The sequence below is a fragment of the Bacillus sp. FSL K6-2431 genome (assembly GCF_038005165.1).
In the GTDB taxonomy this organism is placed as follows: Bacteria; Bacillota; Bacilli; order Bacillales; family Bacillaceae; genus Bacillus; species Bacillus pumilus.
Window position 1 is genome coordinate 852,960 of sequence record NZ_JBBOSQ010000001.1, and the last position, 13,012, is coordinate 865,971.

Below are 13,012 nucleotides of genomic sequence, written 5' to 3' on the forward strand. Positions count from 1 at the left end.
TTTATTTAAGAGCGTACAAGCTCTTTTGCTGCTTCAATAATATCTGGCACTTGTGGAATGACCGCTTTTTCCAGCGTCGGGTTGTATGGTATTGGGACTGCAAGGCCGCCAAGTCGTTTAATCGGCGCATCTAAATAGTCAAACGCTTCACTTTCCGCTATCATACTTGCAATCTCTCCACCGTAGCCGCCTCGTTTGACAGCCTCATGAACCACGATACATTTACCTGTTTTCTTCACAGATTCGATAATGGTTTCTTCATCTAATGGGACAAGTGTTCTTGGGTCAATGATTTCAACATCGATTCCCTCTGCTTCTAGTTCCTTCGCCGCTTCTAATGCCTTGTGTACCATAATCGCTGTTGCTACAATTGTGACGTCTTTCCCGCTTCTTTTCACATCAGCTTTCCCTAAAGGAATCGAATAAGGCTCTTCAGGCACTTCGCCGATTGTTTTATATAAAAGCTTGTGCTCGTAGAAAATGACAGGGTTGTCATCATCCATTGCTGCTTTTAAAAGTCCTTTGGCATCATAAGCTGTTGAAGGCTGAACTACCTTTAATCCCGGAATATGAGCCATCCATGCTTCTAAGCTTTGTGAATGCTGCGCTGCGGCACCCGTTCCTGATCCTGCTGGTGTTCTCACAACGAGTGGTACTTTTCCTTTTCCGCCAAACATGTATCGTGTTTTGGCTGCTTGGTTTACAAGCTGATCCATTGCGATTGTAATAAAGTCAGAGAATTGAAGCTCTAAAATCGGACGCATACCTGTCAAAGCCGCTCCGACTGCACCTCCTGCGATGGCAGCCTCAGAGATTGGTGTATTGCGTACGCGCTCCGGACCGAACTCTTCAATCATGCCGCGCGTGACCCCAAAAGCACCGCCATATACGCCGATATCCTCACCTAAAATGAATACATCTTGGTTCTCTCTCATTTCCTGACTCATAGCCTCTCGAACGGCTTCTAAATATGAAATCTCTCTCACTGTTGTTTTTGTCACGTGATTCCCCTCCTAATTAGGCGTATACATCCTCTAATAGTGTATCGATTGACGGTTCTTTACTGTTTTTAGCGAATTCTACAGACTCTTCAATTTCCTGCTTCGCTTCTTCCTGCAAGGCCGCTGCCTGCTCTTCTGTCAAAACATTCAGTTCAATCAAGAGAGACTTAAAGCGCTTGATTCCGTCTTTTTGTCTCCACTCTGTTTCTTCTTCACGTGTACGGTATTTTTTCGCATCACTCTTAGAATGACCCTTCCAGCGATACGTTTTCATTTCAATAAGTGATGGACCTTCTCCAGCTCTTGCGCGGCTGACTGCTTCATCTACTGAGTTCATAATCTCGACCATGTCATTTCCATCAATCGATTTCCCAGGTATTCCGTAGCTTTCTGCTCTTGTTGAAATGTCTTCAATGTTGATCATTTCTTTTACAGGGCCAGACATGCCGTACTGATTGTTTTCACAAATGAATACAACAGGCAGATCCCAAATGGATGCAAGATTTAGCGCTTCGTGAAAGCTGCCTTCATTTGTCGCTCCATCTCCGAAGAAACAAAGAACGACATAGCCTTCCTGTTTCATTTTAGATGTGAGCGCTGCACCTGTTGCCAGCGGGATACCGCCGCCAACGATTCCATTTGCGCCAAGGTTCCCTTTTTCTAAATCAGCGATATGCATCGAGCCGCCTTTTCCTTTGCAATAGCCAGTCTCACGTCCGAATAGTTCTGCCATCATCTTATTGACCTCTGCACCTTTTGCAATACAGTGACCATGTCCACGGTGCGTGCTGACGATCTTATCTTCGTCCTTTAATACGGCAATTGATCCAACAGCTGACGCTTCCTGTCCGACACATAAATGAGTGGTTCCATGGATAAGTCCTTTGGCAAAGAATTGATCGACCTTTTCATCAAAATATCTCACTAACCACATTTGTTTATATAAATCTGCTAATCTCTCATGACTAATCTGTTCAGGCAAAGTGATTTGTTTTTGCATTTCTTCTCTCCCCTTTACATTTGTTCTTATATGTTACATTTGTAATTATCATACGTTTAAGTATCTTTGAAGTCAAGCATTTCTCTATCATTTTTAAGCGTTTTCATCTTTTATCAGAAAAAAAGAGAAAGGCAAAGCCCTTTTCTAAAGAACTTCTCTTTCTCTTCCAATCTCCTAGGTTCTCATTCATCTGGGTACATCATGATTTTGACACTCTCACCTTCAGGGTGCCTTGCGCATTCTATCGCCTGAAGGAGCTGACTTAACGGATAACGATGCGTCACCATCTTTTCTGTGTTGACCACTTTTGCTCTTAAAAGTTCAAGGGCTTCGAGGTAGTGATAAGGATGTGAGGAATAGGCTCCTACTACTTTCACTTCATCATGGAAAAATCGATCAGCCGGAATGGAGACGTCTCCCTTAGGAAAATGAGCAAACACTAAAATCGTTCCGCCTCTCGCTACCGATTGAAATGCTTCTTTTAAAAGCGCACTACTCCCAACAGAAATAATGACGAGGTCTGCTCCCTTTCCATTTGTTTCTCTCATGACCCGGTCTTCCACCGGCTCAGAGGCTGGATGAAAAGCGACGTCTGCACCTAAATTTCTCGCTTGCAGCAGCCGGTTCTCATTCACATCCGTTATCATCACTTTCCCAGCTAAGTAATGTTTGGCAAGCTGTAGTTGAATGCAGCCAATTTGCCCCGCTCCAAGGATCAGTACAGAATCTCCTGGATGAACAGGTGCTCGTTCAAACCCGTGCAGGCAGCAGGCGACTGGCTCCACCATCGCCCCTTGCTCATATGAGACATCATTCGGGAGCTTGCCCATTGTGTGCTTGACATGTAATGCAGGGACGCGGATATACTCTGAAAACCCGCCTGGCTCTACATTAGTGGCTGCAAACTGCGGACACATTGTATAAAATCCCTTTTGACAAAAGTCACAGGCGAAGCAAGGTACATGGTGCGCAACATAAACCCTGTCTCCCGTTTTTATATTTGTCACATTTTTTCCGGTTTCAACAACATCTCCTGCGATTTCGTGCCCTAGTACCGTTCCAGGAGGTACCGTCTCATGTGTTGCTTTGTAAATATCTGTGCCGCATAAGCCGCAGGCACGCATTCTTAATAGAACTTCATCATCACCAATCGCAGGCCGGTTCCGCTCCTCATACCGAATGTCCTCTGAAGAATAAAAGACAGCTGATTTCATGTAGCTGCATCCTCCTTTTCATCACCTTTCGCAAAATCCTGCAACGTTTGCACAAGCTGCTTGTACTCACTCATCTCACTGGATATCCAGTAACGTCCTCCGAATATGCGAGATGGGCCCACCCTGACATAGACTTTTCCGATATGAGGGTATGGCTTGATAAAAAGCTTTCCTTTAATATCAGAGACCGCATATGTGTGCCATCTGCCAAACGCTCCGATTTTGAGTTTATCTTCACTAATGATGACGTTTGTCGGCTGGTTCAGCCCAGTGATGCTAGAAAGCATGAGGATAGGCAGCGTATAAACGCCTAACACAGCTAACGGTTCAGGCCCTGCTGACATTAACGTATAAAGAGACCAAAGAAAAAACAGACAGATGAGTACGGCTGGAAGAAAAATAGACAACACTGCAGACGTTCGGCTATAAGCATGATGCTGCATGAGACGTCCTCCTTTCAGATACATAGAAGGAGCCGGGAAAGCAAAGCTCCTCCATGGAATGATTGTTTACTTAATATGATCGATGATTTTTTCAATATCATCTTCAATGCCAAATCCAGTTAAAAAGGATAATGTTTGAATCACAGGCGTTCCTTTCGTATCACTCACTGGTGTTGTCGTTACGATTAAATCGGCGCCTTCCGCTTTTTGCGGGACTTCAGATGCCTTGCACTGTTCCACCACGACATCATATCCTTTTTCCTTTAACGTCTCTTCGACCTTTTTGGCAACAACCGTTGATGTTGCAACCGCTGTTCCGCATGAAACCAATATTTTCTTTGCCATAAGAATCCCTCCAGCTCTTTTATTGATCTTTCTGATCTAAGCCCATTTCTTTCGCATACTGCTTTCTAATATCATTTCGCACCCAGTACCATAGGAGCGCATAAGCCAGAGCACAGATGATGGCTGCAATAAAGTACGGGTTGCTCGGATCAAGAAGTCTCACCATGATCCAAGGAATGACGTGGGAACCAAGGTCAATACCTGAAATCATATTGGCTCCTTCTGGGAAGTCAAACCCGACTGCTTTCCCCATTGTTGTCGCAAGCGGTGCGAGATTCGTTGCGATAAAGAAGACAATCATTAATGTAAAAATACTGTTAATAAGACCACGAATAATGTTTCCACGAGCGGCTGCTACTGCCCATACAACTGTAAATGGTAGAACTGATAAGTCAGCAAACGGCAGCATGCCATTGTAAGGGAGAACGACTGCAAGTAGAATCGTAATCGGCACCATAAGAAGGGCTACCGCCATATTCGCCGGATGACCAATCACAATCGCTGTATCTAAACCAATATAGACATTTTTCCCAGGGAAGCGCTTTTGAATATAAGAACGAGCGCCTTCAGAGATTGGAATAAGACCTTCCATTAATAACGCAACCATTCTTGGCATTAGGACAAGAACTGCTGCCATTTGAATACCAAGCGTCATGACGCCTTTCGCATCATAGCCGCCTAAAAGACCAATAATGATACCAAGTATGAGACCCATCACAAGCGGTTCGCCAAAAATACCAAAACGTTTCTTCAATGTTTCTGGATCAGCATGAATTTTGTTTAAGCCAGGGATCTTGTCAATGATACGGTTGGACGCATACATAAGCGGTGCGAAGTTGACCGTTTCAGCATGAGCCATCGATACGCCTTTCAATCCAAAATGGTGTTCGATTGTCGGTGCCGTCCAATCAGCTAATTTAAGCGTGATAGCAGAGACGATCAAACCAACAGCAAGTGCCAAGAACATATTATGATAAGCGTAGTAAGTCACAGAGGCTGCGAAAATCAAATGCCAGAAGTTCCAAATATCCACATTCAGCGTTTTCGTAAAGTTAACGGACAATAAGATGACATTTAACAAAAGCACAAGAGGAATCATCAAAGGGGCAACAGGTGTACCGAAGGATATAGCCGCTCCAATCGGCCATCCAACATCCAAAATATCGAGCTTTAGGCCAAGGGAATTAACCATGGCTTTTGCTGCTGGCCCAAGGCCACTCACAAGCAAATTAATGACAAGGTTGACACCGACAAACCCAATTCCGATCGTAATACCGGCTCGGAAGGATTTCTTAAAGCCTTGCCTTAAAATTATACCGAAAAGCGTCATAATAATCGGGAGCATAATAGTTGGTCCAAGGTCTAATATAAAATCGACAGCTTGCTTGATCATACATCCACCTCCTGGATTTTTCAGATAAAGCGCTTACATTATTTTGTGAAAGGCTATTGGTTTAATTCTTTCTGAAGCACAGCAACCGCTTCTTCATACGACGTCATATCAGACAGCTTCGTCATCACCTCTTCTTTTCTAAAAAGTGTCATGAGCTTCTCTAACATCACAAGCTGCTTACTAGGTTCAGAGATTGCTAGGACGAACACAATTTTAGCCAGCACAGTTTCATCAGGGCTCCCCATCTTGTGAAAGATAACAGGTTCCTTTAAAGTGGCTACACTAATCGCCGGTTTGTTCACATGCTCAGGATCTGTATGTGGAATTGCTACCCCAAAGGTCGCAAGTGGAAGGCCCGTAGGATATGTTTTTTCTCTTTCAAGCACAGCTGGTAAAAAGCTCGACTTAATATATCCTCCCGCTTCTAATCGCTCTGCTAAATATGTGGTCACCTCCTCTCTTGAAGATGCATCGTACTGCAGCTTAATCAGCTGTTCATCTAACTCAAACAAGTTGTTCAAACAACCACTCCTTTCATTTGGTATAAATATGAACACATGTAACAAAAAGAAAGAACATTTTGGAATAGAACCTTTTATAAAGCGCTTACATATATGCATCCTGAAAAATGTTCAATGTTGTTACCTTTGTAAATATATTATAATATTCTAAATTATAAGTCAATGTTCCTAGGGAAAATTTTATAAAAAAAGAGGCAGTCTTCTGCATCTTTCATCAACTCTGCTCTACTTCTTATTAAATGTGACTTCCTCTCTCTAATCACTCAGTACTTGCTCTTTGATGTCAGCAACAACATTATCATTCATACGGAAAAAAGGCCCTTAGCCATCGAAATACATACAGTCCTGTACTTCATAAATAGCGAAGCGTCTTCCGCTCTCTGATCAGCTATGTTTCATTTATTTAAATAAAAAAGAAACGCCATCCTCAAGAGGCGCTTCTTTTCCCGGGAAATGTTCTTATTGGGCAGAGAGCTTTAAATTGACGCCAACGGCAGTTCCGTTTCTCGAGGAGTCAGCCACTCCAGTAAAGGTTCCTGCTTTTCGATCAATGAGTAGCGCTTGGACATTTCCTATATCAATAGGCGAATTGCCGAAACGATGTCCCATGTCATTAAGCTTTGTTCTCACATCGAGAGGGACACCTACTTCATAACGATAAGAAGTTGGGCTGTTTGTGTAAATTCTTGGTTCTTCAACTGCATCCTGAAGCTCCATCTCATATTCAAGCAAATTCAAAATGGTTTGTGAAACAGAAGCAATAATGGTCGTTCCTCCCGGTGAACCTACTGTCATGACAGGCTCATTATCTTTAAAAATGATGGTCGGTGTCATACTAGACAATGGTCGTTTATTCGGCTGAACTTCATTTGCTCCGCCTGGTCTTGCATCAAAATCTGTTAGTTCATTGTTTAAGAAGAAACCATATTCCGGGACGAGAATCCCTGTACCAAATAACTGTTCAATGGTTGTCGTGAATGACACAACATTTCCCCACTGATCGGCAACAGTAAAATGTGTGGTCTCACCAATGGTTTTATCTTCAGGCTGCGGAACAATAGGAGCTGGATTTTTTTCATCCTCATACGCCCACGGATCCCCTTCTTTCGGGTTACGATTCTTTTGATCTAATTGAATAAGAGAGGCTCTTTCTGAAATGTAATCATCGTCTAATAGTCCTTTTAGTGGAACATCTACGAACTCGGGGTCGCCGGCATATGCAGCACGGTCAGCATAGGAGAGATGCATCGTTTCAGCAAGTAGCTGATATTTTTCAAATGATTTGGGGTCATATTGAGATAGGTTAAAGTGGTCAAGTATTTTGAGAATTTGCAGCATAAACACCCCGCCTGAGCTTGGTGGAGGCATACTTGCAAGCTGGTATCCTTTATAGTCTCCCCAGATAGGCTTGTCAGTCTCGACCTCATAACGACCAATGTCATCAGTTGTCATCGTCCCGCCAAAATCTTGGACTGTATTTGCAAGTGCCTTTGCTACTTTTCCTTCATAAAATGCTTTGCTTCCTTTTTTCGCAATGAGCTTAAATGTTTTTGCAAGACCTGGCTGAACTAGGAGGTCTCCTTCTTTGAGCGGCTGATCATCTGGAAGAAAGATTGGCGCTGCGGCCGTTTTTTTCAATTTTCCTTGATGATCATCAATGGCTTTTGCCAGAACAGAATCGATTTCAAATCCATCCTCTGCAAGCTCAATGGAAGGCTTAATCAATTCTTTCATCGAGCGGGTTCCCCACTTTTCTAATGCCGCCTCAAGACCTTTCACAGTCCCTGGAACACCAACAGCATTACCGTGTGTGGATCGCTCAGCAAACGGGATGACTTTCCCCTCATCTGTTAAAAACATGTCTGGTGTTGCGCCTTGTGGTGCTCTTTCTCGACTATTGATGATGGATGTTTCTTTTGTCTTCCCATCATAAACCATCATAAATCCTCCGCCACCAATTCCAGACATCATTGGCTCTGTCACATTCAGTGCGTACTGGATGGCAACAGCAGCGTCAACAGCGTTTCCACCTTTCTTTAATACATCTGCACCCACTTCTGATGCGAGTGGATGGGCAGTAGCCACCATGCCATCCTTCCCAACAGCTACTTTATTCCCATGAGTTTCGTTTGCAGTGACCTGACTGACAGGCAGAAAAAACGAGAAAACCAACAGACATATGGACAAAATAGTTAGAGAAATGCGTTTCATACACAACACCCCTTCCATATTCTTACTTTGACCATACCGACTTCTTGACCAGAATACAATAGATTATTCTAAAATTTCTAAATTTTTCATTATTTCTTCCTATATTCACCAAATATAAAGCGGATTTTCAAAACATATGACACATGTACAAAGTAGGGATAAAGACACTATCCTTTCAAGTCTTTGATTTCGCGGTATAATAAACGCATCACAAAGGGGGAAGAATGATGAATCAGCAGAGCACCTTATTTTGGGAAACTTATTGGAAAGAAAAATCAGAAAGCGCACCAATTGACGCATCTGTTTCCGCTTGGGCATTTGGAGCAGACCCAGATCATTTACTTGACCTTGTTCTGCAAGGGAAAAAAACAGCGACATGTTCTGGACATCTTTTTTACGAAAAGGAACAGGAGCCGCTTCCAAAGGCAGGACAATATGCGGTCATTTTGGACAGCCATGACGAACCAAAAGCCATCATAGAGATCACACATGTAGATGTCATGCCAATGAATGAGGTTCCAGAATCATTTGCCCAAGCAGAAGGTGAAGGCGATCTTTCTTATAACTATTGGTACAAAGCCCATCAAGCATTTTTCACAGAAGCACTCAAACCGTACGGATTAGAATTTAAAGAAGACATGCTCCTAGTTTGCGAGCGATTTAAACTAATATATTCAGCTTCTTAAGCTTTAAGCGGCGCCAAGAATGGACCGCTTTTTTCATTTCTTTTCTCCTTTCTGAAAAAGGTGTGTTGAGAACACATCTTTAGGTCAGAATAAGATCAAATAGAAAAAGTGAAGAAATTTTCGACTACACCTGTTTTTTTTCGACAAAAGAATATATAATTATTTGATGTGTGCATTGTCTCATTTATACAATGGAGGGTTTTTACATGTTAAAAAGGAAAAAAGACAAGTTTTCCGTCTTGTTAACGGAAATTGCTAAAAATTTAGATGAAACTGCTGAGTATTTTGTTAGCTATAAAGTAACAAATCAAACCACTCTGAAAGAATTTTCTGACACATTGAAGGAATATGAGACAAAAGGTGATAATCATGTTCATACGATGATTAAAGAGCTGAACAAAGCCTTTATTACGCCGATTGAACGTGAAGACATTCTTCAATTGACGAATAGCCTCGACGATGTTTTAGATGGAATTGAGCATTTTTCAGCGACAATGGAAATTTATTCAATGACAAGCTCTGACGAACATATCGACAAATTCAGCCACTACATCAGAGAATGTGCAAAGGAAATTTTAATTACAATCGATTTACTGGCTGAAAATCGCTTAAAAGATATTCAACCACACGCAATCAAAATCAAAGAGATCGAGCATAATTGTGACAATCTTTATCGTAAATCACTAAAGAACTTGTTTGGAAAAGAAACGGATCCAATCAAGGTCATTCAATACAAAGAAATTTACGAAACACTTGAAGAAATTGCTGATTCCTGTCAAAGTGTTGCCAACAATTTAGAAACAATCATTATGAAGAATGCGTAACGGGGTTAGTTAAACATGGACACATTACTCATCCTTACCATATTTATTGTCATTTGTGCACTTGCTTTTGATTTCATCAACGGATTCCACGATACAGCAAATGCCATTGCCACTTCGGTTTCAACAAAGGCGTTAAAGCCTAGACATGCTATTATTATGGCAGCGTTCATGAACTTCTTAGGAGCAATGACATTTACAGGTGTGGCAAAGTCCATTACAAAAGACATCGCAGATCCTTTCACACTTCAAAACGGTTCTGTCGTCATTTTGGCTGCTTTAATTGCGGCCATTACTTGGAACTTGCTTACTTGGTATTACGGAATTCCGAGTAGTTCTTCGCACGCACTGATCGGATCAATTGCAGGAGCTGTTATTGCCTCTGCTGGTTTTGGCGCTTTAAACTATTCGGGGTTCATTAAAATCATTCAAGCACTGTTGCTTTCACCTATCCTAGCTTTCGTATTGGGATATATCGTGTATACCATTATCAAAATTATATTCAGAAACAACAATCTCGCAAAAACAAATAAACAATTCCGACGTGTTCAAATTTTAACTGCTGCACTGCAATCGTATACCCACGGAACAAACGATGCGCAAAAAGCGATGGGAATTATTACGATGGCTTTAATTGCAGGTAATTTGCATACAACTGACGACATTCCTTTCTGGGTACAATTCTCTTGTGCGCTTGCAATGGGACTAGGTACTTCTATTGGCGGCTGGAAGATTATTAAAACAGTCGGCGGTAAAATTATGAAAATTCGTCCAGTAAACGGAGTATCAGCTGACTTAACGGGTGCAGCTATTATCTTCGGAGCGACATTTATTCACTTACCTGTTAGTACCACTCACGTGATCTCATCTTCTATTCTAGGTGTAGGTTCTGCACACAGAGTAAAAGGAGTAAACTGGGGTACGGCAAAACGCATGCTCGTCACTTGGGTGATCACATTACCGATTTCGGGAACTCTAGGGGCTCTTATATACTTTGTGTTAAATGCGATTATCTAATATCAAAGACCTGTCAGACAGGTCTTTTTTTATTTGTCTGCACCCTTTTCCTGCAAGCCATTTTTTCATGAAGCAGGGTTTCCAATCATATCCATAGAAATGAATAAGTATCCATCTGTCTATGGGAGAGAAGAACATGCTATTATTTTTTCAATTGACCGTGTGGTTATTGCTAGGTGCTCTTGCTGTATATGTATTTGCCGTATGGCGCTTTGAACAAAAAGTAAAAGAAAAGATGTTTGCCATTCGCAAAACGTGGTATTGGATTTATGTAGCTGGTGCTGTTGTGTACTGGACAAATGGCCCTTCTTCAATCTTCACCGATTGGATGCACTACTTGATTATTGCCGTTTTTTTTGCATTAACCGATGCATTCATCTTTCTCAGCTCCTATATTAAAAAACTCGGAAATCACGAACTGGAAACCGACACCCATCAACTCCTAGAACAAAATAACGATCTACTTCATTCTTACCTCAATAAGCTAAAAACGTACCAATACCTATTGAAAAATGAACCGATTCATGTATATTATGGAAGTGTAGAGGCATATATAGAGGGAATTGAACGGCTCATTTATTCTTTTGCCGACAAAATGAATATTCAAGCGGTTCTTTGTCCATACGATACGCAGGAACAAAAAGATGACCTGCTGCGGACACTTGACCAGCGCGCTCTTATTCAGGCGAAGCTTGACAGGCAGGAAGTCTATTACGATGATTTCGGCAAATTGGTGCTCATCCCGTTTTCTGTAGCAGATGATCACTTCGTCATTAAGCTCACCTCTGATGACATTGTCACTGAGTTCGACTATTTATTAATGACGTCACTTACAACAATTTATGACCTAATCTTGCCTGACGAAGAGGAAGGTGATGAAGATGGACCACGCACTTCAAGGGGATAACAACAATCGCAAGAAAAACCCTTTTAAGATTTTAAAGAAAAAGCAACATATTAGTATGGCGGATTACAAGGTAAGCCCCCATACTGAGCGTATTTTTAAAAAGAATGAACAGCTATTGGATGAGTATAAAAATAAAAGGGCTTGATTACACTAAAGGACGCGGAACAAAATCCGCGTCCTGCTTCCATTTTCACATAGACTTGCATACAATAATCTATACGCTGCAACGATTGAGGTGCCAATAAATGAAAAAGAAAATCAAACAATTGAGATATGTTCAGTTTGCTGAATATAAGTCGTCGCCTTATATGCGTCGATTAAATGAGCAAAGTGAAGCAGTCATCCAATCATACAAACAGAAACACTCACTTACTTAACAGCTTCAGAAGCTTTTCCTTCGTTTTAGGTCCGTATACCCCATCACTTGTCAAACCATTTACCAGCTGAAAACGCGCTACGGCGTTCGCCGTTTTTTCTCCGTAAACTCCGTCTATTCCTTTATTTGCAGCTGCTTTATCAGGATAAAAATAAACAGCAGCAAGCGCCTGCTGGACGAGGCGTACATGCTCTCCCTTTGTCAATGGAGAAGTCACCTTTAAAACCCCATCTGGCAGCTCATACAAGCTCTTTGCATCGTTACGATAAATTTTGAGAACCTGTCCAATTTGAATCTTGTTCGGATCGCTAATGTCATTCCACTTCTGTAAATCCTGAACTGTGACCCCGTGAGCTTTCGCAATACTCGTTAACGTATCACCGCTTTTCACGACATACGTGATGACCGTCTCCGGATCTTCTGCCGTTCCAATCCCTTTTTTAAATTCATCCCAAGTAGATAGAAGCTGGCGTGGACATGCTTTTCCAGACCAGTACTGATGTGTGACCACGTTTGCTAGCGGAATGTGATGTTCTTTTAACAGCTTTTGAATGAGCCATTGTGCATGTTTGACCGCTTGCTGAAAATTCCCATCTACATTCTCACAAATTTCAATTCCGATCGACTTCCGGTTACCATTCCCATGACCATCCCCTGCATGCCAGCCATTTTCATTTAACGGCAGATGCTGAAAGATTTCATGATCATCCACTGTAAAGTGCCAGCTCACCTCTGTCGTTGGGCTTTTTACATAGGCCGCATGACTTTTCGCATCCGCTCCCTTTGACGTGTTTGCTGTGTTATGCACCGTTACATACTCCGGTGTCATCGCATATCCTGGGCGGTTTCCGTTTCCAACTGGAATAAAATCTTGATAAATTTGTACCATGTACTGCACTCCCTTTTGCTAAATTGAATTGATCTTTCTCATCAATCGGTGGCATTCGTAAGACAATACTTGTTTGTTTTCATGAGAAGACTATGGTAAAATTTGAATTCAATTCACTCTTTTTAGTCGTGAAACGTGCAAAAATACAGAAAAAAACAGGAATTAATTCCATTTTTCCTTGATTTTAT

Annotated in this window: 15 protein-coding genes; 6 read left to right on the forward strand and 9 right to left on the reverse strand. The window is 41.8% G+C overall.

Going from position 1 to position 13,012, the window contains the following annotated elements:
- Positions 1 to 5: 5 nt before the first annotated feature.
- From MHH40_RS04340 to ggt, 8 genes are all read right to left on the reverse strand, one after another.
- The gene (locus MHH40_RS04340; RefSeq protein WP_034620051.1) at positions 6 to 986 is read right to left on the reverse strand and encodes an alpha-ketoacid dehydrogenase subunit beta; all 981 of its coding nucleotides are present in this window, start codon (positions 984 to 986) and stop codon (positions 6 to 8) included.
- A gap of 31 nt (positions 987 to 1,017) precedes the next feature.
- Complete coding sequence (gene pdhA, locus MHH40_RS04345) at positions 1,018 to 2,001, reverse strand: pyruvate dehydrogenase (acetyl-transferring) E1 component subunit alpha (RefSeq protein ID WP_268458809.1); 984 nt, start codon at positions 1,999 to 2,001, stop codon at positions 1,018 to 1,020.
- Between the two features lie 182 nt (positions 2,002 to 2,183).
- Entirely contained in the window at positions 2,184 to 3,215 is a 1,032-nt protein-coding gene (locus MHH40_RS04350) for an alcohol dehydrogenase catalytic domain-containing protein (protein ID WP_340900668.1), read from the reverse strand.
- Positions 3,212 to 3,658, reverse strand: coding sequence for a hypothetical protein (locus MHH40_RS04355; RefSeq protein WP_003211419.1), 447 nt, complete (start codon positions 3,656 to 3,658; stop codon positions 3,212 to 3,214). Before MHH40_RS04355 ends, MHH40_RS04350 begins: the two co-directional genes overlap by 4 nt.
- A 66-nt stretch (positions 3,659 to 3,724) precedes the next feature.
- Positions 3,725 to 4,003 carry a PTS sugar transporter subunit IIB gene (locus tag MHH40_RS04360; protein WP_003212259.1) on the reverse strand — a complete coding sequence of 93 codons (279 nt, stop codon included), beginning with the start codon at positions 4,001 to 4,003 and terminating at the stop codon, positions 3,725 to 3,727.
- A gap of 19 nt (positions 4,004 to 4,022) precedes the next feature.
- Complete coding sequence (locus tag MHH40_RS04365; protein ID WP_340900669.1) at positions 4,023 to 5,396, reverse strand: PTS galactitol transporter subunit IIC; 1,374 nt, start codon at positions 5,394 to 5,396, stop codon at positions 4,023 to 4,025.
- 53 nt (positions 5,397 to 5,449) lie between these two features.
- The gene (locus tag MHH40_RS04370) at positions 5,450 to 5,917 is read right to left on the reverse strand and encodes a PTS sugar transporter subunit IIA (RefSeq protein ID WP_106029849.1); all 468 of its coding nucleotides are present in this window, start codon (positions 5,915 to 5,917) and stop codon (positions 5,450 to 5,452) included.
- Positions 5,918 to 6,376: 459 nt separating this feature from the next.
- The gene (ggt, locus tag MHH40_RS04375; protein ID WP_340900670.1) at positions 6,377 to 8,128 is read right to left on the reverse strand and encodes a gamma-glutamyltransferase; all 1,752 of its coding nucleotides are present in this window, start codon (positions 8,126 to 8,128) and stop codon (positions 6,377 to 6,379) included.
- A 227-nt stretch (positions 8,129 to 8,355) separates the two neighbouring features.
- Between ggt and MHH40_RS04380 the strand changes: the two genes are divergently transcribed.
- The 6 genes from MHH40_RS04380 (at position 8,356) to MHH40_RS04405 (ending at position 11,936) form a co-directional block, all read left to right on the forward strand.
- Entirely contained in the window at positions 8,356 to 8,814 is a 459-nt protein-coding gene (locus MHH40_RS04380) for an ASCH domain-containing protein (protein ID WP_050945220.1), read from the forward strand.
- Between the two features lie 206 nt (positions 8,815 to 9,020).
- Positions 9,021 to 9,638 carry a DUF47 domain-containing protein gene (locus tag MHH40_RS04385; RefSeq protein WP_003212390.1) on the forward strand — a complete coding sequence of 206 codons (618 nt, stop codon included), beginning with the start codon at positions 9,021 to 9,023 and terminating at the stop codon, positions 9,636 to 9,638.
- 15 nt (positions 9,639 to 9,653) lie between these two features.
- Entirely contained in the window at positions 9,654 to 10,652 is a 999-nt protein-coding gene (locus MHH40_RS04390) for an inorganic phosphate transporter (protein WP_003210927.1), read from the forward strand.
- Between the two features lie 136 nt (positions 10,653 to 10,788).
- Positions 10,789 to 11,559, forward strand: a complete 771-nt coding sequence (locus tag MHH40_RS04395; RefSeq protein ID WP_340900672.1) for a type II toxin-antitoxin system SpoIISA family toxin — start codon at positions 10,789 to 10,791, stop codon at positions 11,557 to 11,559.
- Positions 11,534 to 11,704 carry a type II toxin-antitoxin system SpoIISB family antitoxin gene (locus MHH40_RS04400; RefSeq protein WP_012009650.1) on the forward strand — a complete coding sequence of 57 codons (171 nt, stop codon included), beginning with the start codon at positions 11,534 to 11,536 and terminating at the stop codon, positions 11,702 to 11,704. The genes MHH40_RS04395 and MHH40_RS04400 overlap by 26 nt, the downstream gene beginning before the upstream one ends.
- A 100-nt stretch (positions 11,705 to 11,804) precedes the next feature.
- Positions 11,805 to 11,936: a hypothetical protein gene (locus MHH40_RS04405; protein WP_257474525.1), complete on the forward strand. Its 132-nt coding sequence runs from the start codon at positions 11,805 to 11,807 to the stop codon at positions 11,934 to 11,936.
- On the opposite strand, the gene MHH40_RS04410 is transcribed toward MHH40_RS04405, so the two are convergent.
- Positions 11,925 to 12,824, reverse strand: a complete 900-nt coding sequence (locus MHH40_RS04410; RefSeq protein WP_050945222.1) for an N-acetylmuramoyl-L-alanine amidase — start codon at positions 12,822 to 12,824, stop codon at positions 11,925 to 11,927. The genes MHH40_RS04405 and MHH40_RS04410 overlap by 12 nt on opposite strands.
- Between the last annotated feature and the right edge of the window lie 188 nt (positions 12,825 to 13,012).

Excerpts from the sequence above, each read along its gene's own strand:
- pdhA (WP_268458809.1), bottom strand. The coding sequence starts at position 2,001 with ATGCAAAAACAAATCACTTTGCCTGAACAGATTAGTCATGAGAGATTA.
- MHH40_RS04350 (WP_340900668.1), bottom strand. The coding sequence starts at position 3,215 with ATGAAATCAGCTGTCTTTTATTCTTCAGAGGACATTCGGTATGAGGAG.
- MHH40_RS04355 (WP_003211419.1), bottom strand. The coding sequence starts at position 3,658 with ATGCAGCATCATGCTTATAGCCGAACGTCTGCAGTGTTGTCTATTTTT.
- MHH40_RS04360 (WP_003212259.1), bottom strand. The coding sequence starts at position 4,003 with ATGGCAAAGAAAATATTGGTTTCATGCGGAACAGCGGTTGCAACATCA.
- MHH40_RS04365 (WP_340900669.1), bottom strand. The coding sequence starts at position 5,396 with ATGATCAAGCAAGCTGTCGATTTTATATTAGACCTTGGACCAACTATT.
- ggt (WP_340900670.1), bottom strand. The coding sequence starts at position 8,128 with ATGAAACGCATTTCTCTAACTATTTTGTCCATATGTCTGTTGGTTTTC.
- MHH40_RS04380 (WP_050945220.1), top strand. The coding sequence starts at position 8,356 with ATGAATCAGCAGAGCACCTTATTTTGGGAAACTTATTGGAAAGAAAAA.
- MHH40_RS04385 (WP_003212390.1), top strand. The coding sequence starts at position 9,021 with ATGTTAAAAAGGAAAAAAGACAAGTTTTCCGTCTTGTTAACGGAAATT.
- MHH40_RS04390 (WP_003210927.1), top strand. The coding sequence starts at position 9,654 with ATGGACACATTACTCATCCTTACCATATTTATTGTCATTTGTGCACTT.
- MHH40_RS04395 (WP_340900672.1), top strand. The coding sequence starts at position 10,789 with ATGCTATTATTTTTTCAATTGACCGTGTGGTTATTGCTAGGTGCTCTT.
- MHH40_RS04400 (WP_012009650.1), top strand. The coding sequence starts at position 11,534 with ATGGACCACGCACTTCAAGGGGATAACAACAATCGCAAGAAAAACCCT.
- MHH40_RS04405 (WP_257474525.1), top strand. The coding sequence starts at position 11,805 with ATGAAAAAGAAAATCAAACAATTGAGATATGTTCAGTTTGCTGAATAT.
- MHH40_RS04410 (WP_050945222.1), bottom strand. The coding sequence starts at position 12,824 with ATGGTACAAATTTATCAAGATTTTATTCCAGTTGGAAACGGAAACCGC.